Raw genomic sequence first — 20,318 nt, forward strand, 5'->3', positions numbered from 1 at the left:
AGGTCTGTTCAACAACGCCAATCTGTCTGATCGCATCCAGACGAGGCATGCCTTGCCCCATCAATACTTCAACCTGCCGTAACTTCGAGACAATCTCCTCGGGCTTCGGTCGCTTGTTTGCCATTCTCGGTCCTCCGTTTCCTAAACATAGCGGGGGACCAGTTCAGTTGGGGAGGCTCAATCCTGGATGGTGTGATATCGGCAAGCCAACAGCAAAGGCAGGATTTCTGGAACCTGAGCGAAAACATCCCCGAAGGTGAGGTGCTTAGCGGTGGCTCGGTGAAACATGACGTTTCGGTGCGCATCCCTTACATAGCTAGGTTCATTGAGCTTGGCACTGAACTTGTCGACCGGTACGGGCAGGGGGCGCCGCCTTTCAGTTTATGGGCATGTGGGGGATGGTAACGTGCACTTTAACGTCCTTGCCCCGGAAGGTATAAAAGCTACAGCCTCCCTTGAAGAAGTGTGTACTGAGGTCTCTCCCTGTATCTATGATCTCGTTGCTAAACTCGACGGGTCGTTCAGCGCGGAATATGGCCGCGGCCAGGATAAGCTGTCGCTCGATCAAAGGTATGGGGATACGGTCAAACGCCATCTCATGGGTACAATTAAGGACGTTCTTGATCCCAAAAAGGTCATGAATCCTGGGAAAGTGGTGGACAACCAGATTTGCGACCCAAGTTGAAACCGCAGGGATGGTAAGAAGTTTGCGCTCTTCGGTGCAGCTGGATCGGCTGATGGCACACGTGTTTGCATCAAGGGCGACATTGCTGGATTAGGACCAGTTGTGACTTAAGCCGAATGTGGTTCGATCAAGAGGTCCCCACCTGAAGAGGAAATGCGTCCGCCACCCTTTGGGCGAACAATTCGACCGGTGTTGCTGTTGCCGAAGGCATCGGTACGCTGAAATGGAAGCCTGACGAAATCAAGGTGCTGAGTGTTGGGTGCCTGGAAGATGTCGAGGAAATGCTCAAGGCAACTGGCGCCATTCGATTTGCGCGGAAGGTGTCTGGTTTTTTATGGCCGGCCAATCACACGGCTCACTTGGTATTGCACATATCCTGATTGGTCATGTTGGCGGCTCTGATCACAAAGCGATCTACCGAGTTAACCTAATGGCCCCGGCAGGCAACTATGGCTTGGATAATACCGCTCGCAATTCAGACACCTTGAGCCCTCCGCACGAGATCTTGAAGGCACTATCGGCGCTGGTATGAACATTCGCGTCCTTTTGATTTCCACGAATGCTGCAAACTTAGTCCATCACGTCTACCGCCCAAGGAGGGTCAGCACCCGGCCGGGAAACTGAGATTGCCGCGACCTTTGATGCAAATGCCAACGCCTGCTTTAACGCGTCAGAATCGAGCTTCCGCAGTGTCTGAATATCCAAACAATCAAGCTCGTCGAGTTTACACAGCAACCCCGCGTTGAAGGTATCACCAGCCCCGACTGTGTCCACGACAGCGACCCGTTCAGCCATAACGTTAACTTCAGAACCATCTGGCAGGAACCCAACCACCCCGGCAGAGCCGCGGGTCATGACCACGATGTTAGGGCCACGCTTCATCAACACGGCGATTTTTTCTGCATATGGCAGGGGCTGTGGGATCATCCAGTCCAAATCTTCATCTGAAACTTTCAGGATATCGGTCCTTGCCAGCATTCTCTCAAGTCGAGCGCGGTATCGTTTCTGATCGGGAATGAACTGCGGGCGGATGTTCGGGTCCAGCATCACCACACGTTCGCGCCGTTCCCGGTCCAACAAAGTGGCATATGTTTCGGCCCCTGGTTCCGTGGCCAGACTGATACCGCCAAAGAACAGCACCGATACATCCTCGGGCACTTTGGGCAGATCCGAGAGACCCAACATGCGACCGGCTGAGTTCTCATCCAGAAAACTGTAGTTGGCCTGACCTTCCACAAACTGCACAAACGCAAGGGTCGAGGGACGGCTCGACGTCACGGCAAACGAAAGGTCCACATTTGACGCGTGAAGATGCGCAACCAACTGTTGGCCAAACATGTCATCGGACAGCCCGGTAAACAGCCCTGTCGGCACACCCAAACGCCCCAATGCGACGGCCGTGTTCATTACCGCGCCACCGCAATGCGGGACAAAACCCTCGGTCTTCTGAAGGGTCAGCTCAGGGATCATGTCGATGAGAGCCTCACCACAACATAGGATCATTTCTAAGCCTCTATTTCCGTGGTTTGCGCCTGGTCTAGATATGAACGCAACGATGCCTGACTGCCCTCAGACCAAATCACGCGTAGCCAGCGGCAAAAGGCCGGTGCGAAAACAGGATCACTGGCCAGATTGCCATAGATATGCTGTTGTTCGAGCCATGTTGTGGGTCTTTGAGCACTCTGCCGAGCAACCTCAGACAATCGCTGCCAGTCGGGGTCATTCTCTTCGATGATGCTTCCGTCATCGCGGACCCCGGCGCACATTCGCGCCCACAACGCTTCGACCAGCGCCAATCCATCGATGGGACCGCCGCTGTTCAGGGCATCTCGAATGATCGGCAAGATAAACTCCGGATGACGCGAGGATCCATCAAAGGCAACGCGACGGGTTGTGTCCCGTATTTCCGGATTTGAAAATCTCTGTGCAACCAGGCCAACATATTCCGTCGGTGTCACGCCCGGCACCGGAGACACATATGGCGCGATCTCTTTGTGTTCGACCTTGTCAAAGAACCGCGAAATCACTGGATGCGCCATGCATTCCGCAATGGTCTCTACCGACATTAGTTCACCGACATTAGCCAAGACTTGATGGCCTGCATTCAGGATGCGAATTTTCATGGCCTCGTAGGCGTGAACTTCTGGTGTAACGATCACCCCTACTTTTTCAAATTCGGGTCGGCCCGCGCAGAAATCATCTTCGATGACCCATTGCCGATAGCTTTCATGGGTGACCGGAGCCGCATCTTCGATACCGAAACCCCGCGCCAAAGCAAACTCATTTGGACCAGTGGCCGGAACGATGCAGTCTACCATGGAATTTGGGAAACTGCAGTTTTCTTCAATCCATTCTGCAAGACCGGGATCGATGTGGTGAGCCAGCGAAGTGACCGCTTGGCGCGCGATGGAGCCATTTCCACGAAGGTTGTCGCAACTGAGCACTGTGAATGGCCCGGCCCCTGACATTCTACGTGCAGCAAGCGCAGCGACTATAGCCCCGAAAACCGTTCGCGGATGTTCGGGGTGGCGAATGTCATGTTGAATGTCGGGATGGGAAATGTCGAAACCATCCTCGGTCGGAGATATGAAATACCCGCCTTCAGTGACAGTGAGAGACACAATCCGAATAACTGGGTCGGCCATTTGCCGAACAAGCGCCGCGTTTCCATCCTCTATCGGCAGGTAGTCAATCATCGAGCCAATAACTTCGGCTGATTTCCCCTTTGGCGACAATTCAATCAGTGTTGTCAGGTAATCCTGAGGCTGAAGCCGGGCGCGCATGATTTGATCTTGGTCGCGAACGCCTGCGCCGACGATGGCCCAGTCCTGCGCCAATCCCTGCTGCAACAGCCGATGAATGTACCAAGCCTGATGCGCCCGATGGAAGTTGCCCAAACCGATATGCACAATGCCGGGGCGAAGCCTGGCCCGATCATAATTTGGGCGAGCGACGGCCTCTGGGAGCCTGGGCAATACTGCGTCTGAAAGCGCCAGTCCGTTGGTATGGAGCGAAGCGGCCGCCATCAAATTCTCATTCCTTGCGCATCGAATTTGTGGATCTGATCAGCCTGTGGCGTCAGGTAGATAGTGTCGCCATGTTTGACTGAGATGTCGCCATTAACACGCACTGTCAGCATGTCGGCGAGACCCGTGTCATGAACGTGAATGAAGGTGTCAGAGCCAAGGTGCTCTGCAACTCCAACCCGGCCCTTCCAAGCACCATCCGTCATGCTCACGTCTGTGTGTTCCGGACGAATTCCAATGGTCGCGGCCTCGTGTTTTTCGGCCTCTGACCCCTTCACAAGGTTCATCTTTGGCGACCCGATGAAGCCTGCCACGAACTCGTTTCGGGGTTTGTGGTACAGTTCAAGCGGTGAGCCGACTTGTTCAATCACACCGGCGCGCAGCACGACAATCTTGTTCGCCATCGTCATTGCTTCGACCTGGTCGTGGGTCACATAAATCATGGTGGTCTTCAGCCGTTCATGCAGCTCGCCAATTTCCAAACGCATACCCACGCGAAGCGCTGCGTCCAGGTTCGACAAAGGTTCGTCAAACAGGAAAGCAGCAGGTTCGCGGACAATGGCACGACCGATGGCGACGCGCTGGCGCTGACCGCCCGAAAGATCCGCGGGTTTGCGGTCCAGGTAGTCCATCAGGTTCAGAGACTTGGCTGCGGTTTCGACACGTTGGTCAATTTCTGCCTGGGCCATCTTCGCCATACGCAGCGGAAACCCGATATTCTTGCGAACGGTCATATGCGGATACAGAGCATAAGACTGAAAAACCATGGCCAACCCACGCTGAGCCGGTGGCACTTCGGTCGCAATTTCACCATCAATTTCGATGTCGCCAGAGGTCAGGTCTTCAAGGCCGGCTATCATCCGCAACAGGGTGGATTTGCCGCAACCAGAAGGGCCGACAAAGACCGCGAATTCTCCGTCTTCGATGGTCAGGTCCAAGGGTGGGATCACCTGAATGTCACCAAAGCTCTTGGTCACGGATTTGAGTTGAATACGTCCCATTGTCGTTCCTTACTTCACAGCGCCGAAGGTCAAGCCTTGGACAAGTTGTTTCTGGCAGAACCACCCAAGGACGACGATCGGTCCAACGGCAGCTGCAGAGACTGCGGAGAGGCGGCCAAAGAACAGGCCTTCGGGGGCTCGGTTGCCTTCGATGAGTTTTGAAAGTGTTGCTGCGTCCGTTGTTGTCAGACGCACGGTCCAATAGGCCTCGTTCCAGCAGAAGATGAAGCAGAGCAACGCGGTGGATGCGATGCCGCCCCAGGCAAGCGGAATGAGGATCTCCTTGATCTCACCCCAAGTGCTGACCCCATCCATCTGACCGGCCTCGATGATGTCTTTGGGTATCTCTTTGAAGTAGGTGAAGAGCATCCAGATAACGATGGGCATATTGATCAGGCTGAGCACCATAATGATCAGGAAATGCGTATCAAAAAGGCCTGCAGACTTGGTGATGAACGTCATCGGATAAAGCACTGCCGCGGCCGGAAGCATTTTGGTCGACAGCATCCACATCAGCACGTCCTTGGTGGCGCGACTTGGGTTGAAGGCCATGGCGTAGGCGCAGGGGATGCCGACAAAGAGGGTGAAGACGGTGGCGAATACAGCCGTGATGACCGAGTTCCCGGCAAAGCGCCAATAATCGTAGTTCTCGGTCATATTTAGGTAGTTTTCGAGTGTTGGTGTGAACCAGATCAAGTGCTCGGGTTTCACCGCGTCAGCGTCGGTCTTGAAGCTTGTTACCACCATCCAGAAGATCGGGAAGAAGAAGAGCAGCCCAACGACCCAAGCCAATGTCGGCCGTCCGTATTTGGCGAACTTCGAGGGTTTTGCAACGATTGCCATGATTGTGTCCCCTTATTCCATCAGTGTCCGGCCAATCATGCGCAGCAGGAAAAACGCGACGATGTTGGCAAGAATGACTGCGAAGATGCCTGTAGCACTGGCTGCTCCGATGTTGTTGTTGGCAAATTCACCGATCAGATACGGCAAGTTCTTGTTCCCATTGCCGCGGCTGACGATTTCGATTTCCGCATAAAGCGACAGGTGAAAGATCGCCTGGATCATGACCACAATCGCAATTGGACGCGCCAGATGGGGCAAGGTTAGGAAACGGAATTGAGACCAGATGCTTGCACCGTCCAGCACAGCTGCTTCTTTCTGCTGCTGGTCCTCGGATTGCAGTGACGTCATGAAGATCAGCACCGCGAAAGGTGTCCACTGCCACGTCACCATGATGATGACCGCGTATGCCGACGTTTGCGTGGCCCGGAACGAGATGGGTTCCAGTTCAGGCCAGAGCGAAAAGAACCATCCAACCAGAGGGGCATTGCGCAATGTGTCCAGCATATCGTTGATGCTGCCGACGGCGATGCCCTGCAGACCCAACACCGGATCCAAGATCATGTTGATCCAAAGAACCGCGTTCACGGCAGGCATCACGAAAAAGGGTGAGATCAAAAGCACGCGAACGATGCCCTGACCCGGAAAGGTCTTGTTGATCAGAACGGCGATCAGGACACCCAGAACAACCGTCAAGATCAGGATACTGCAGACAATTAGCAGGCTGTTCTGAATGGCGAACAAGAAATCCTTGGAGTTCAGAACAAACTCATAATTTCCAAAGCCGCGCCAGTTGCTGAGACTGGGTGTGGTCCACTCTGGGCGGCGTAGGTTATTCAAAACATAGCGAATGAAAGAAAAGTAGAGTGTCATCCCCAGCGGGATCAGCATCCAAATCAAAAGCAGTATGACTGCTGGGCTTTGAAGAAGGCGGGGGAGCTTTCTGTCAGACATGAGCCTATCCTCTTGGCAAAACGCGCATAGCGTCGTGCCTGTGAAAAAAGTTGCGAATGTTGTGACGTTACGCGTCGCAGAGGCTTACAAGCAAATCTGACGACTTGGGGGCAGTAAGGGCCCAGGCAGACCTGGGCCCTCGACTGTGGATTAGTCGTAGTATCCCGCTTCTTTCATGATCGAGTCCGCTGCTTTCTGGGATGCTGCCAGAGCGTCTTCGACCGACTTTGCACCAGACAATGCCGCCGCCATTTCCTGAGCAACCGCAGATCCGACTTCTGGGAATTCAGGGATCGCTGCGAACTGAACGCCGACATAGGGCTTCAGATCGGTTGCTTCGGGCGCTGCGCTGTCGATGGCCGCGAGCTCAGCTGCTGCGAAACCCGCTGCCGCCTGGAACTCTGGGATCGCATAAGTCGAAGCACGTTGACCTGTAGGCACTGCACCCCAGCCGAACTCAGGATGAGTGCCAACCGCTTGGACATAGTCCTTGGAGGTTGCCCACTCGATGAATTTGCTGGCCGCTTCTGCATTCGGGGACCCGGCAGGGATTGCCATGGCCCAGGCCCAAAGCCAGTTTGCACCAACCGGGTTTCCTGCGTTCGGGGATTGTGCGTAGGCCACGCCATCCACTTCCAGGAAGGATGCAGCGATCGTGGCGTCAATCCACATGCCGCACTTGCCTTCGTTATAGAGCGCCAGAATTTCGTTGAAGGAATTACCTTCCGAGCCCGGAGGGCCGTAATTGCTGAGCAGGTCTACATAGAAGTTGATCGCTGCGTTCCATTCCGGGCTGTCCAGAACCGGGCGATAGTCCGCGTCGAACCATGCGCCGCCGTATGAGTTCACTACGGTGGTGATGAACGCCATATTGTCACCCCAGCCCGGCTTGCCGCGCAGGCAGGCACCGTAGACGCCATTGTCCGGATCGTGGATTGCAGCGGCAGCGGCCTTGACGTTGTCCCAGCTGTCGTTGTCCGCGATGGAAACGCCAGCCGCGTCGGTCAGATCCTTGCGGTACATGACCATCGAAGATTCACCGTAGAAAGGTGCCGCATACAGCTGCCCTTCATGGGACAGGCCATTACGCATGGCCGGCAAGATGTCGTCCAGATCATAGCTGTCCGAGAATTTCAGCGGTTCGATCCAGCCCGCAGCACCCCAGATTGGGGCTTCTTGCATGCCGATATTGATGATGTCGTACTGTCCGCCACCGGTTGCTGTGTCTGACGTGACCTGCTCCCGCAGAACGCCTTCTTCCAGCGAAACCCAATTCAGCTCGACACCTGTTTCTGCGGTGTATGCTTCAGCAACTTTTTGCATGTTGATCATGTGACCGTTGTTCACGATCGCAATCGTTAGTGTCTCGGCAGAAACGCCACCCGCTGCTAAGAGCGTAATGGCCGTGGCTGCACGAAGCGTGCCTTTCCCAAACATCCTCGTCCTCCCAAAATAGATGCTTGTCCCGAGAGTAACGTCTGATGGTAACTTGCGTCAATTTATTTCTTTACGCGCGTAAAATTTAGAATTGGGGAGTAATCTCAAGCTGTTATGCGGATGATCTCATAATCAATCGCCCTTCAAACAACGTTTCCCGTCGCGAATCGGCGGGCTTTTCAGCTTCGATCCGCTCTAGCAGAACAGCCGCGCTTTTCTTGGCTATTGCCTCATAATCTTGCGAAACTGTTGTCAGCGTAGGGCAAGTATATCGCGAAAACGGATGGTCGTCGTGACCTGCAACCCTTAGATCACAGCCTTCACCGATCCCGACGCGCAACCCGGCTTCGAAGGCTGCGGACAAAAGTCCGATGGCCAGGCGATCATTGCTGCACAGAATTGTGTTTGTCGGCAGGTTTCGATCACGCACGACCCGCATGCCTTCGCGAAATCCGATTTCCTCGAATTCCCAACCTTCGCCTTCAGCCTGGATCAGGGTGGGGCTATGGCCTAGCTTTTCCATAGCCGAGATATAGGCGTTCCGACGCTTGAATGCGTTTGGGTTGGTCGGTGACCTCATTTCCAGAAAGCTGGGCGGTTCACCTGTCCGGCATAGGTAGTCGACAATCAAGCCAACACTTTGTCCATTATTGGAACCAACAAATGCTTCGCCAATCTTATCAATATTGGCGTCGAACAGAACGGTGGGGACGTCTTGGCAGAATGCTTCGATCTTCGCATGATCGGAGGCGCGACCCAATGGCGCCAAAAGAACGCCCGCTGGTTTCAAGCTGCGCAGATTTTCCAAGTTGGCGATTTCCATGATCGGGCTGCCATGTGAGCCAAGCAACACCGGGCGAAACCCGGTCTCGATGATATGCGCCTCAATCGTGCGCGCGATCTTGGCAAAGAACGGGTCCGCCAAATTGGGTACAACAACCCCGATATTCTTGGTGAGGCGACGGTTTTGATTCACCGCATAAAGATTGGGCTGGTAGTCGTATTGCTCTAATGCTGCCTCAATACGTTCCCGCGTGGATGCACGCACACTGTTGGGATCGTTGAAAAACTTGGAAAGTGTGGGGCGTGAGATGCCACTGACGGTAGCGAACTCTTCCATGTTTTTAATTTTTGTGCCTGCCATGGGCGCCCGCCGTAGAACCTGAGGACCTGCTGCACTTGTAGGCAGCGATTAAACCACCATAAATACTTTACGCGCGGAAACATAGCCCCGTAGGTATTGGCAGTACGTTAGAAAGATTTTCATCTGACTGGTGTGACATCCCAATGTATGGGGAATTGCGGCAAAAGGCGAGCCATTGCTGGGTAAGGTGCCTTGTCGCGTTGCAGCTAAAACGGCCTTCAATATGCTGCGTATTGCTTCAAGCAACTTGATGAATTCACCAGGTCCTGCCGCGTGAACAAGCCGGTGATCGCTCGCGTCGACTCCATCGCTTCAGTTGTCCCGCGGATCTGGTAAGATCGGTACCCGATGGGCGGCTGGTGGGGTCCGTCCAGCTCTCGCGGCAACGGTGTGATCGTTCATTGGAAACGCGGATGCGGCGAAGTGTTCAATGCTGCCTCCTGCGAATGGGTCATGGGTTTGACCAGATGCGATTGGCAGGTTGAACAGATCACTCGCAATGTGATGACGCGGTTTGGGCAGTAGGCAAACCCAATTTGGTGTGTCGATTTTTCATGACCAGATCATCAGTTCCTTTGCTTGATTTCCGGCCCAATCGGCAAACAATCTGGCCTTGGGCTTGGCCCCTGAATTCAGCTGCAGAAAGTAACCCCGATTGGAGCGGATCGAGTGCAGTCCCACCTGTACAAGCCGCCCTTGGTCAAAGAACTTGCCAATAAAAGGTAGAAAACCGATCGCTATTCCCCGCTTGTATGCTGCGGCCTCCAAAACCATGTGGGGTTCTTCCAGGACTTCTCCGCGTTCTGCAAACTCCACCGGGGCACCGATGGTGAAAAGCCAATGACGCCAGGTCGAGCGATTGCGGTAATGGATGGGTGGCAGTGTTTCATCCCAAAAGTTGTCGCTGATCTGTACTCCGGGCGCGGCAACCGGAACGGCATTGGTGTCAAACAGCAGTACTGATTCAGTTGTATCGCTTTCCAGTTCGGCCCAGATGATCGAGACATCCGCCAAACCGGCATCGGGTTTCCCAATCACATGGATCATATCCACACGCAGACCGGGGTTCTGTGCTTCGAACGCGCCGATCCGGGGCAACAACCATTGTGACGATAGATAAGGCCCAACCGAAACCCGCAGCACCTCTTGCGTGGTCAACTGGCCGGTGATTTCCTTGAGTTCGTTCCAGATCACGGCAGTGGCGCGTGCCAGTTCGGCACCGTCTTGCGTGAGCCGAATTTCGCGGACGCGCCGTTCGAACAGCCGTTTTCCCAAAGTGTTTTCGAGAGCGGTGATGCGGTGGCTGACTGCCGAAGGCGTCACGTTCAGGGTCTGAGCAGCCCGCGAAAAGCTCAGGCTTTCGGCGGCATGATGAAAATAGACCAGGGCACCCAGATATGAGGGATCTTTGGGGTCAGGCAGCATGTGATTTCCATACGTGAGCTTAACTCAACCATCATGTGTTGAATTGGAATTTGTCAAACAAATTTGCTGAGGACCTTATGGCGTTCAGAACGCCCTCAAGGAACACTCCAATGCCATCCTCACGTCACAGCATCTTAAAAGCTATCATGGAAACTGACCTCCTGATCGTACAATGGGAAGATGGACACGAAAGTCGGTTCCATCCCATCTGGTTGCGGCATCAATGCTGGTGTCCGGACTGCGGCACACCAGAGACCGGTGTGCGCGGTATCCGGCTTCATCACATCGATGAAGAGATCACCTTCAAAAACGTAAAGGTGCATGAAAGCAGCGTTAAGGTGATTTGGCCGGATGGGCACCGATCCGAGTATGCCGCGCGCTGGCTGCGCAATCACTGTTATTCCGACTCCGAACGCGTCCGCAGGCGTGTGCAACCTGTTCTTTGGGACGGCTCGATCAGCACGGACCTTCCAGTTGGATCGTTGACCGAGGCTGAGGCAGACCCGGCGGTGCGATTGAAAATTCTGGAAGCAGTGCGGGATTACGGGTTCTGCAAAATCGTGGATGCGCCCACAGACAAGGCCGAAAGCCAGAGAATGATCCAGCTGGTCGGAGCGCAACGGCAGACGCATTTTGGCACCTATACGCTGAAAAAGAAGACCACCGTGACCAATGTTGGCGACACCACCGGCCCGCTGGATCCGCATGTGGATGAACCTTACCGCTATGCGGCGATCGGCATTACCGTGTTTCAGGTTCTGCGGCCCAGCTCCAACGGGGGCGCTTCGACCCTTGTTGACGGGTTCGAGGCTGCCCGGCGCCTGAAGGCGCGATGGCCCGAAGAGTTCGAGTTGTTATGCAACACGCAGGTGACCTGCCAGCGTTTCGACCCCGGCAACAACAGTCATGGCAACATGCGTTGGTACAAATCTCGTTTACCCATCATTCGGCTGGATGAGCGCGGCGAGGTTTGCGGTGTTCGGATGAACGAACGGCAAATCTCACCTCTGGATGTGCCTGGCGATCAAATGGTGCCAGTCTACTGTGCCCTGAAAAGGCTGTTTGAATTGCTCTACAGTGATGATCTTCGCCTGACCTTGGATCTGAAAGCAGGGGAGGGGCTGCTGTTTGACAATCAGCGCCTGCTGCACGGGCGAACCGGCTTCACGCCCGAAATGCCACCGCGCGCGGTGCTGACCTCTTCGGTCGATCTGGATGACTTCCACTCCTCCATGCGCCTGCTGCAACGAGATCTGGATCCGGACGCCATGCATCTGGTGCTGCAACAAGGAATGGCAGGATGAGCGGCCCGTTCAAGGTTCTGGCGCTGGGCGGCGATCATATCGGCCCCGAAGTCGTTGGCGCCGGGTTGCGGGTGCTGCTGCAGACCGCCGACCAGTTCGGCGTCGGGGTAGAGGTTGAAGAAGACTTGTTGGGCGGCGCGTCATGGGATGTGCATGGTACTTTCTGCACCGATGCGGTGGTCGACAAGGCGCGGGCGGCGGATGCCATTCTGGTCGGCGCAGTTGGCGGGCCGGAATGGGACGGCATCCGAATTGACGGGCCGATCACGGAAACTGATGGTCTGACCCGCTTGCGGATCGAGTTGCATGTTTACAACGCTTTGCGGCCGGCGCGGGCTTGGTCGTCGCTTCTTTCGCGCACACCCTACCGGAAAGAGATCGTGGATGGCGCTGACCTGTTGGTGGTGCGGGAAAACTCGGGTGGCGTCTATTATGGTGAGCCGCGTGGTCGAGAAGTGTTGAGTGACGGCCAGGTTCGGGCCTATGAAATCAGCGAATACCGCACGTCTGAGGTCGAACGTATTGCACGCTGCGCCTTTGAGGCGGCGCGCGGCCGACGTGGGTACGTGACCTCTCTGGACAAGTCCAACGTGATGGAGAGCGGTAAGCTCTGGCGCGAAACGGTGGAGCGGATCGGGCGCGACGAATACCCGGATGTCGAACTGCAGCACCTATTGATGGACTACGCTTTGTTCGCCGTCGCCCGCGCGCCGAAGGACTTTGATGTTCTCTTGGCCGACAACCTGTTCGGTGATCTCATCTCATCTCAGATCTGATCGCGGTGATCTCGGGGTCGTTGGGGATGTTGCCTTCGGCGACGCTCCCCGCCGCTGCGCGGGAAGCAAGCCCGGTAAAAGGCGGTCTATACGAACCAACCCACGGTAGTGCGCCAGACATTTCTGGTCGGGGCATCGCCAATCCGATCGGGGCGATTTTGTCGGTTGCCATGATGTTCGAGTATGGTTTTGGGTGCGCTCCTGCCGCGCGTGCCATCGTGGGCGCCGTGGACAGCGTTCTGAATGCAGGGGTGTTGCCGCCGGACCTGGGTGGGACGGCTGACACGGGTGCGATCACGCAAGCGGTTCCGGGATATTTGAGATCGAGTGCATCCTGGTCGTAGGGATACAACACGGCAGCCTTGTCAGATCGGACATGCGACGGAACAGGGGCGGGCCCCGACAGGAGAGCCATCGCGCTCTCTGGTTCGGAGACAATGCTAGATGCGCAAACCCCAAATTCGTACTGCACAATTTTTGAGCACATACATCACTTAGAATCGTATTAGCCTAACACACAAACGATTATCCCCATTGATGGCACGTTGGTCAAATCATGATGCAGTTAACACAATTTGTATCACACCTAGGAAGAACCGTCTTTCCGTTGATAGTGGCTGCCGCGTTTACGATCGGTCAGGCAACAGCCTGTGGCTTTCACTACTACATCCCTGAGAATACTTCTGTGGATCGGTTGCTGCAAAGCAAAGACGTCATTCTTGCAAGACCATCACGACAGAACCGGTTCGAGTTCGAAGCGACGAAAGTTCTGCGGGGACAGGGACCGTCTGAAAAGTTGCCGTTCTTGGTAAGCACGGTATTGCGTAAGAAAATGGAGCTGAATCCCGAAGATCATGTCGTCTTGGAGCGTGCGCCCGAGGGCGCATGGAAGCATGTGAGCTATGCCAATGCCGCCTACGTCGAAATGGTGGAATCCGTTCTGGCGAACTCTGATACTTGGAGCCGGGACTATACTCCAGATCGGTTTGCAATGTTTGCCAAGCTGTTAAGCAGCCCGGATCCTGCGCTGAAGGAACTGGCATTGCGTGAGGTGGACAAAGCGCCCTACGCGATGTTGCGGCAGATCGACGTGAGCCTCTCGTCCGAAGACTTGCTGAGCCAGCTTTGGACCATAAAGGGCATCCCGTTCCAATCCATCAGAATTCTTCTTTTGGGGTTGAGTGGAGACGACGCTGCCCGGGTTGAAATTCATAGGTTCATCGGCATCAGCAAGGGAAAGGAAAGGGCGGAAAACCTGGGTGCCTTCTCTGCTGCATTGGTTGAATTGGATGGCCTTGATGGAGTCGCACGCCTCGAAACAACTTACCTCACCGACACGAGTCAACCGTTGCCGAAACTCGAGCAGGTCGTTGAGGCGCTGGCCATCCATAACGCAGTCGCTTCTTTTGAGCTTCACAAGGCGATTACCGATGCATTGTCGAGAATGATTTTGCAACGACCGGAAACCGCACCAATGGTTGCCCGGCAGTTCGGAAACCGCCAAGACTGGAGCCAAGGCGCAACGGTGGCGCTGGCCTTGAAAAACAAGGCAATCAAGAACCCCGCCGAGCAGTTCATGGTTGCCAGTTATGTTTCGCGCGCTCAGCGGGCCCAACTAAGTGATCGTGTTGAAAACTGATCTATCACCCTCCACGCGTTGCGAGCGAGCCCTTAGCGAATGGGCGCCTTGTTCACGCCTGCGATCTGGCAAAGCCCGATTTGTTCCACCATCACCTCGACTCAATACAATCAGAATGCGTTGGAACAGCTGTCCTTCTGGCCGGATGTGGGGGGGTAAAAGTCGGAGAATTCCAGTTTTCTCCCCATACATTGGAAAGAACCGCGTGGCCGGGGTTCACTTGACCCCGGCTGTCAGGAAGGCTTGAGCAAACTGGCGTTGGAACAGCAAAAACAGAAGCAACAGCGGGCCAACAACCATCAATGTGGCAGCTGAGATCACAGATATGTCGACGCCGTTCTCTGGTGCGCCGAACAGGGACAGGCCGACGGTCAGAGGGCGCGCGCTTTCCGAGTTCGTGACAATCAGGGGCCATAAGAAATTGTTCCAATGGGTCGAGACCGACACCAAAGCATAAGCCAGATAGGTCGGGTGCGCTGCAGGTACATAGACGCGCCAAAGCACGCCCAAGGTGGAGCAGCCTTCGATACGGGCGGCCTCGTCCAGGTCCTTTGGCACGGATTTGAACGCTTGCCGCATTAGAAATATGCCAAAGGCTGACGCCATATAGGGTGAGCCAATGCCCAACAGGCTGTCGAGCAAACCCAAGCTGGCCGCAACGCGATAGTTTTCGACGATCAGAACTTCGGGCAGGATGAAGAGTTGCAGCAGCACCAGAATGAAAACGGTGTCGCGGCCGCGAAACTCCATCTGGGCAAAGGCGAACCCGGCAAGTGTGCAGAGCAGAAACTGCCCGGCCAAGATCAGTGTCACCAGCAGGAACGTGTTCAGGAAGTAGCGCAGCCAGGGCGCGCCCTCCCACGCGGTGCGAAAATTGTCGAACGTCAGCGGCGCCATCAGGCGAAAGTTGACGGCATCGCTGACATCGTGAAAGGCAGCCCAGGCCGCGAAAACCAAAGGTGAGATCCAGACAATAGCCAGCACAATGGCCAAGGCGGGCTCGACAAAGCGGCTCATCGGTAGTGGGTCCTTTTGTCCAGCATCAGGAATTGGAACGCAGCCAAGGCACCGAGCACGGCCAGCATCAGTGCCGTCATCGCCGCCGCAGTGGGGCGGTCGAAGTAGGCAAAGGCGTTTTCCCAAATGTAGTAGAGGATCAGTTTCGAACTGTCCGACGGCCCGCCTTTGGTCAGGATGAACAGATGGTCAATCAGCTTGACCGAGTTGATCATGGCGTTGATCAGAATGAAAAGGGTCGTCGGCATCAACAAGGGCAGAACCACGCGACGCAGATAGGTCCAGCGACTTGCGCCTTCGATCTCGGCGGCCTCTTTCAGGTCGGGGGGAATGGTTTGCAGTGCGGCAAGGTAGAAGATCATGAAAAACCCTGCCTCTTTCCAGATCGTCACAGCGCAAACAGCCCAAAGGGCGGTCGACGGTTGACCCAACCAATTGACCGGATCTGCGCCCAATAGGCCGCCGATCTGGTTCAGAATGCCAAAGCTGGGTGTGTAGAAGAACAACCACAAGTTTGCGGCGGCGATCATGGGTAAGATGGCTGGCGTGAAGTAAGCGGTGCGCACAAAGCTGCGCGCCGGGATTTTCGCGTTGGCCCAAAGCGCCATGGCAAGCGCCAGGGTGATGGAAATAGGGATCGTGACGGCGGCGTAGAGCAGGTTGTTCCATGCCACCAGCCAGAAAGTCGGATCTTCGAACAGGTATTGGTAGTTCTCGAACCCCACGAACTCGGACGGGCGCCGTCGCGTTCCGCGCGACCAGAGCGAGGTCACGAAGGTGGCAAAAGACGGGTAGAAGGCAAAGACCGAGAGCATCACCAGCGCGGGGCTGAGCAACAGCCAGCCGTGGATCGCGCGACGGCGACGTTCGAGGGTAAAGGGGTCAGTCATGCTGGGTCCGATGGTAGAAACAGCACCGGGCTGTAATGGCCCGGTGCTGCTGGTTTTCAGTATGTCACTTGTAGTCGCGCAGCAGGCGTTCGGCCGAGGTCTGGGCTTCGCCCAAGGCATCCTGGGCCGATTTCTCGCCGGTCAGGGCGGATTGGATGGCGGCGTTCAAACCATCACGCACCCGCGCGGTTTCAAAGGTCGAAAACTCGGCCACCGCATGTTCCAGCTGATCACGGGCCACCAGGGCAGGCGGGAACTCGGCGGTGTAGGCTTTCAGCGCTTCGGTCTCATAGGCGGCGGGAGAGACACCCATGTAGCCGGTCGCGATCGACCATTCTGCGGCTTGTTCGGGCGCGGTCATGAATTTGATCAGTTCAAGGGCGGCGTCTTTCTCTTCGTCGGTGCTGTCCTTGAACACATAGAAGTTGCCGCCACCGGTGGGCGACCCCAGCCGCACGTTACCAGGCAGTTTGGCGACGCCAAAATCGAACTCGGCGTTGTTCTTGACGGCGGTCAGATTACCGGTCGAATGCCACATCATTGCGGTTTTGCCTTCCAGAAAGGCCTGTCGCAAGGTGCCCCATTCCACGGTGCCTTCGGGCATGATGGCGTGTTCCTGACTGAGTGATTTCCAGAAATCCAATGTCTCGATTACGGCCTCGTCATCGAAAAATGTGGTCACGCCGTCGTTCGACATAACCTCTTTGCCGTTCTGGATCGCCAGGGCCTGAAACATCCAATAGGGGTAGCCGGTCGAGGGGATCATCAGCCCGTGGTGATCCGCGTTGGTCAGGGTCTTGCCCATTTCGACCAACTCGTCCCAAGTGATGGGCGCTTTGTTGGCGTCCAGGCCAGCCTGTCTGAACATGTCCTTGTTGTAATAGGCAACGATGGTCGAGCGCTGGAACGGCACACCCCAGGTCTTGCCTTCGATCTGGCCATTGGCCATCAGCGCCGGGTAAAAGCTGTTCAGCCATTCCTTTTCCTGATCGGTGTCGACCAGATCGTCAAAAGGCACCACCAAATCCTGTTCGATCAGGTCATAGGCATCGATCGAGAACATGACCGCCAGCTGCGCAGGTTCGCCTGCTTCCAGAGCGGCCAGCGATTTGATGCGGGTGTCGTCATAGTTGCCGGCATAGATCGCATTGACCTTGATGTCGGGGTTCCGGGCTTCGAATTTGTCGACAATGCCGTCGACCACCTGGGTCAGCTTGCCGCCAACGGCGATTGGGTAATACATGGTCAGTTCGGTCTCGGCCGCCGCCGGATTGACGAGGGCGGAGGTTGCGGCAAGAATGGCCGCTACGGCAGTCGTACGGGTCATGTCAGGGTTCTTTCTGAGCAGGTTTAGTGGACAGGTTCAGGTGAAAGGGGGCCTTGGGCCCGATCCCGGACGCAGTGTTTTGGCGAATGCGCGTCTCGGAATTCTGCTGCGGCTCCTTTTCCAATTTGCCCGTTTGGGCGTTGAAAAGGAGCCGGTCATTTTCGGGGATCGAAACATCGACCATCTGCCAAAGGGCCAAATTGGTGCTGCCTGCAACAAATGCGGCCAACCCGTGGGCGGCGGGGTGGGTCAGTGCGATACGGGTTTTGGAACCCAGGAATTCGATGTCTTTGATGGTGGCGGTCAGGTCTCCCGCACCGATGGGTCGCAGTGCGACGGCCTCGGGGCGGATGCCTGCAATCACATCGTCGTTCAGGGCCAGGCCAGGGCCGTCAACAAGGGCCATCGGCGGTTCCCCGATGAATTGCGCGGCAAAGGTTGTGGCCGGACGTTGGAAGAGATCCTGGGGAGAGCCGATCTGTTCAATGCGCCCTGCGTTCATCAGGACCACGATGTCCGAAAGACTCATCGCCTCGCCCTGATCATGGGTGACATACACAACCGTCAGCCCGAGGGCACGGGCAAGCGCACGGATGTCGCGGCGAACCGAATGGCGCAGCTTGGCATCCAGATTCGACAAGGGTTCATCCATCAGGCAGAGCGGCTTTTCCGCGACTGCAGCTCGGGCCAGCGCTACACGTTGGCGTTGTCCGCCTGACAGCTGCGCGGGTTTGCGGTGTTCCAGCCCTTGTAAACCAGTCATTTCAAGCGCCTTGTCCAGGCGACGGACCTGTTCACTGCGACCGATCCGGCGCACTTTCAGACCAAAGAGAACGTTGTCCGCGACACTGAGATGCGGGAAAAGGGCATAGGATTGAAACACCATCGACAGGTTTCGCTGTGCCGCAGGGCGCGCGGTCACGTCCCTGCCTTCGATATGGATCTGTCCTGCTTGCGGTTGCTCGAGCCCGGCAATCAGACGCAACAGGGTGGATTTCCCGCAGCCCGAGGGGCCAAGGATCGACATGAATGCGCCACGGGGCAGGGCAAAACTGACGTTTTTCACACCGCCCTGACCATTCCATTCGCGGGTGATGCCTTTCAGCTCCAGAAAGCTCATGATGTGTCTCCGGCCAGGATCAAACGGTCGCTCAGCGGATCAAGCACCTTGTTCCACGGTGGGGCAGGGCGCTGATCAATCACGATGTGATCAGCGTTGCTTAGGTTGCCGCCCACGGCTGCGGCGCGTCGGCCGAATTTTGTGGTATCCGCTACCAGGATCGAGGCACGCGCGTTTGCACGTTGGCATTGACGGTTCTGTACCTCGTCTTCGTTGAAATCCAGCAGGCTGCCGTCTGTATCCACGCCGCCCACCCCGTAGATTGCAAAGTCGGCACGGTAGCCCCGAAACAGATCCAACACCTGTGGCCCCAGAATGTCGCGATCCGGTAGGCGCAGGGTGCCACCGGGCAATATGATCCGCGCGCCCGGAGCATCGGAGAGGGCAAGTGCCGCATTGAGGTTATTGGTAATGACCGTCAGCCCTTCGTGTTCTGCCAGAGCAGCGGCGACCAACGCAGGAGTGGTGCCAATGGAAAAGAACAGCGTCGCATGGTCGGGAATGAGATCGACTACCCGCTCGGCGATCTGCCTTTTGGCCGCGACATTCAGCGATTAACGCGTGGAATAGGGCAGGTTCGAGCCTCCCTCAATAAACTCGGCCCCACCATGCAGCCTGCGCAGCTTGCCCTGTTCACACAACGCATTGATATCGCGGCGGATCGTATGCGGTGACACACGCAGCTGTTCCGCCAATTCATCCACAAGAACGCGACCGTGGGTTTGAGCTGCTTCGAGAATCTTTGTGGGTCTGTTCATTTGTCACCTCGCGCTACGCATATGAGCGCCCGGTGTAACAAGGAGGTGACTGCAATGCTCATTTGAGCGATTTGGTGAAATGCCTGGCCAATTTGAACATTCCAAAAGCGATGCGCTTTTTACTCGGTTTTGTGTTCTTTGAAGGTCTGACTCACACCGCAAAAGGGCTGTCGCATCCCCAAAATGTGCATGAGGATGTATTTCCTTTTCCTGCCACCTCAGGCATAATGTTGACTATGCATGATATCATTCTGCCTTGTGCAAATATGGCGAATGAGGGAATGACCCTGCTCGAGCAGGACAAAGGATCAGCACATGGCGATAACCTCACGGGCATTGCAAAAGAAACTGGATCGGGTGCGAAAGCTGGAAAGCAATGTGACGTTCCAATTTGCCCTGATTTCAAAACTGATGGATCAGGATGCGCAAGCTCTGTTGACGGACACGCCGTTGAATTTGACTGCCTATAGGTTGATGAAAACGGTCGAGACTTTTGAAAGTATTTCGATTGCCGACCTCAGCCGCCATATGGTCACAGACAATGCCCAGATCAGCCGTGTTGCAACCGATTTGGGGCACAAGGGCCTTGTTGAGTTTCGAGCAGATCCCAAAAGCAAGCGCCGCAAATTGGTGGCCTTGTCCAACGATGGCCGATTGTTGATGGACGAGCTTGCACCACGTTTTGCAGAACGACGAATGGCTGTTGAACGCCTTCTCGGCGAGGATACCATCCAGGAATTGCATGAGAGTTTTGCCAAACTTGTTGAGCATTTCTCTGAGTGATCGTCTTGGTCACGAGTTTTGTGGGTGGTACCAAGGGCGGTATGCGCACTATTCAGCATAGATTGCGCGCGCTTCGGGATTTGGACTGAAGCAAAAGGCCCGCCGGTGGCGGGCCTTTTGTGTTTCTTTCTGGGCCGGTGGCTTAGCCGAGTTTTTCGGTCAGCTCGGGCACAGCGGCAAAAAGGTCTGCGA

At 55.7% G+C, this 20,318-nt stretch carries 20 protein-coding genes and 1 pseudogene; 6 read left to right on the forward strand and 15 right to left on the reverse strand.

Annotation, left to right across the window (positions count from 1 at the left end):
• Nucleotides 1–124: pseudogene (locus TRM7615_RS24780) on the reverse strand (IS3 family transposase); the annotation flags it as partial.
• Nucleotides 125–331: 207 nt separating this feature from the next.
• Here TRM7615_RS24780 and TRM7615_RS24785 point away from each other — a divergent pair.
• Nucleotides 332–685 carry an FAD-binding oxidoreductase gene (locus TRM7615_RS24785; RefSeq protein WP_165821545.1) on the forward strand — a complete coding sequence of 118 codons (354 nt, stop codon included), beginning with the start codon at nucleotides 332–334 and terminating at the stop codon, nucleotides 683–685.
• 570 nt (nucleotides 686–1,255) lie between these two features.
• On the opposite strand, the gene TRM7615_RS24790 is transcribed toward TRM7615_RS24785, so the two are convergent.
• The 8 genes from TRM7615_RS24790 to TRM7615_RS24825 form a co-directional block, all read right to left on the reverse strand.
• Complete coding sequence (locus tag TRM7615_RS24790) at nucleotides 1,256–2,188, reverse strand: carbohydrate kinase family protein (protein WP_108792661.1); 933 nt, start codon at nucleotides 2,186–2,188, stop codon at nucleotides 1,256–1,258.
• 2 nt (nucleotides 2,189–2,190) lie between these two features.
• Entirely contained in the window at nucleotides 2,191–3,711 is a 1,521-nt protein-coding gene (locus TRM7615_RS24795; RefSeq protein ID WP_108792662.1) for a mannitol dehydrogenase family protein, read from the reverse strand.
• Entirely contained in the window at nucleotides 3,711–4,712 is a 1,002-nt protein-coding gene (locus tag TRM7615_RS24800) for an ABC transporter ATP-binding protein (RefSeq protein WP_108792663.1), read from the reverse strand. The genes TRM7615_RS24795 and TRM7615_RS24800 overlap by 1 nt, the downstream gene beginning before the upstream one ends.
• A 9-nt stretch (nucleotides 4,713–4,721) precedes the next feature.
• Nucleotides 4,722–5,555, reverse strand: coding sequence for a carbohydrate ABC transporter permease (locus TRM7615_RS24805; RefSeq protein ID WP_108792664.1), 834 nt, complete (start codon nucleotides 5,553–5,555; stop codon nucleotides 4,722–4,724).
• Nucleotides 5,556–5,567: 12 nt separating this feature from the next.
• On the reverse strand, nucleotides 5,568–6,506 hold the full coding sequence (locus TRM7615_RS24810) for a carbohydrate ABC transporter permease (RefSeq protein ID WP_108792665.1): 939 nt from the start codon (nucleotides 6,504–6,506) through the stop codon (nucleotides 5,568–5,570).
• A gap of 150 nt (nucleotides 6,507–6,656) precedes the next feature.
• Nucleotides 6,657–7,943 (reverse strand): ABC transporter substrate-binding protein, encoded by a 1,287-nt coding sequence (locus TRM7615_RS24815; protein WP_108792666.1) that lies wholly within the window; start codon nucleotides 7,941–7,943, stop codon nucleotides 6,657–6,659.
• Between the two features lie 112 nt (nucleotides 7,944–8,055).
• Nucleotides 8,056–9,087: a LacI family DNA-binding transcriptional regulator gene (locus TRM7615_RS24820; RefSeq protein ID WP_108792667.1), complete on the reverse strand. Its 1,032-nt coding sequence runs from the start codon at nucleotides 9,085–9,087 to the stop codon at nucleotides 8,056–8,058.
• A gap of 552 nt (nucleotides 9,088–9,639) precedes the next feature.
• The gene (locus tag TRM7615_RS24825; protein ID WP_108792668.1) at nucleotides 9,640–10,512 is read right to left on the reverse strand and encodes a LysR family transcriptional regulator; all 873 of its coding nucleotides are present in this window, start codon (nucleotides 10,510–10,512) and stop codon (nucleotides 9,640–9,642) included.
• A 146-nt stretch (nucleotides 10,513–10,658) separates the two neighbouring features.
• Between TRM7615_RS24825 and TRM7615_RS24830 the strand changes: the two genes are divergently transcribed.
• The 4 genes from TRM7615_RS24830 (at nucleotide 10,659) to TRM7615_RS24840 (ending at nucleotide 14,231) form a co-directional block, all read left to right on the forward strand.
• A complete protein-coding gene (locus TRM7615_RS24830; RefSeq protein WP_165821546.1) occupies nucleotides 10,659–11,816 on the forward strand; it encodes a TauD/TfdA family dioxygenase in 1,158 nt (385 codons plus the stop codon).
• Nucleotides 11,813–12,592 (forward strand): isocitrate/isopropylmalate family dehydrogenase, encoded by a 780-nt coding sequence (locus TRM7615_RS24835; protein WP_207775275.1) that lies wholly within the window; start codon nucleotides 11,813–11,815, stop codon nucleotides 12,590–12,592. Before TRM7615_RS24830 ends, TRM7615_RS24835 begins: the two co-directional genes overlap by 4 nt.
• A 26-nt stretch (nucleotides 12,593–12,618) precedes the next feature.
• Nucleotides 12,619–12,936 carry an isocitrate/isopropylmalate family dehydrogenase gene (locus tag TRM7615_RS26285; protein WP_370739836.1) on the forward strand — a complete coding sequence of 106 codons (318 nt, stop codon included), beginning with the start codon at nucleotides 12,619–12,621 and terminating at the stop codon, nucleotides 12,934–12,936.
• A gap of 212 nt (nucleotides 12,937–13,148) precedes the next feature.
• A complete protein-coding gene (locus TRM7615_RS24840) occupies nucleotides 13,149–14,231 on the forward strand; it encodes a hypothetical protein (protein ID WP_125133753.1) in 1,083 nt (360 codons plus the stop codon).
• 216 nt (nucleotides 14,232–14,447) lie between these two features.
• On the opposite strand, the gene TRM7615_RS24845 is transcribed toward TRM7615_RS24840, so the two are convergent.
• The 6 genes from TRM7615_RS24845 to TRM7615_RS25825 form a co-directional block, all read right to left on the reverse strand.
• Nucleotides 14,448–15,248 (reverse strand): carbohydrate ABC transporter permease, encoded by an 801-nt coding sequence (locus TRM7615_RS24845; RefSeq protein ID WP_108792671.1) that lies wholly within the window; start codon nucleotides 15,246–15,248, stop codon nucleotides 14,448–14,450.
• The gene (locus TRM7615_RS24850; RefSeq protein ID WP_108792672.1) at nucleotides 15,245–16,138 is read right to left on the reverse strand and encodes a carbohydrate ABC transporter permease; all 894 of its coding nucleotides are present in this window, start codon (nucleotides 16,136–16,138) and stop codon (nucleotides 15,245–15,247) included. The genes TRM7615_RS24845 and TRM7615_RS24850 overlap by 4 nt, the downstream gene beginning before the upstream one ends.
• A 64-nt stretch (nucleotides 16,139–16,202) precedes the next feature.
• Nucleotides 16,203–17,465 carry an ABC transporter substrate-binding protein gene (locus TRM7615_RS24855; protein WP_108792673.1) on the reverse strand — a complete coding sequence of 421 codons (1,263 nt, stop codon included), beginning with the start codon at nucleotides 17,463–17,465 and terminating at the stop codon, nucleotides 16,203–16,205.
• Nucleotide 17,466: 1 nt separating this feature from the next.
• Entirely contained in the window at nucleotides 17,467–18,585 is a 1,119-nt protein-coding gene (locus tag TRM7615_RS24860) for an ABC transporter ATP-binding protein (protein ID WP_108792674.1), read from the reverse strand.
• Nucleotides 18,582–19,136, reverse strand: coding sequence for a DeoR/GlpR family DNA-binding transcription regulator (locus tag TRM7615_RS24865; RefSeq protein ID WP_207775278.1), 555 nt, complete (start codon nucleotides 19,134–19,136; stop codon nucleotides 18,582–18,584). The genes TRM7615_RS24860 and TRM7615_RS24865 overlap by 4 nt, the downstream gene beginning before the upstream one ends.
• Nucleotides 19,137–19,139: 3 nt before the next feature.
• Nucleotides 19,140–19,343: a DeoR family transcriptional regulator gene (locus TRM7615_RS25825; protein ID WP_207775277.1), complete on the reverse strand. Its 204-nt coding sequence runs from the start codon at nucleotides 19,341–19,343 to the stop codon at nucleotides 19,140–19,142.
• A gap of 315 nt (nucleotides 19,344–19,658) precedes the next feature.
• Here TRM7615_RS25825 and TRM7615_RS24870 point away from each other — a divergent pair, with 315 nt between their 5' ends.
• Complete coding sequence (locus TRM7615_RS24870; protein WP_108792675.1) at nucleotides 19,659–20,126, forward strand: MarR family winged helix-turn-helix transcriptional regulator; 468 nt, start codon at nucleotides 19,659–19,661, stop codon at nucleotides 20,124–20,126.
• Nucleotides 20,127–20,318: the final 192 nt, after the last annotated feature.

This window comes from Falsiruegeria mediterranea M17, assembly GCF_900302455.1.
GTDB lineage: Bacteria > Pseudomonadota > Alphaproteobacteria > Rhodobacterales > Rhodobacteraceae > Falsiruegeria > Falsiruegeria mediterranea.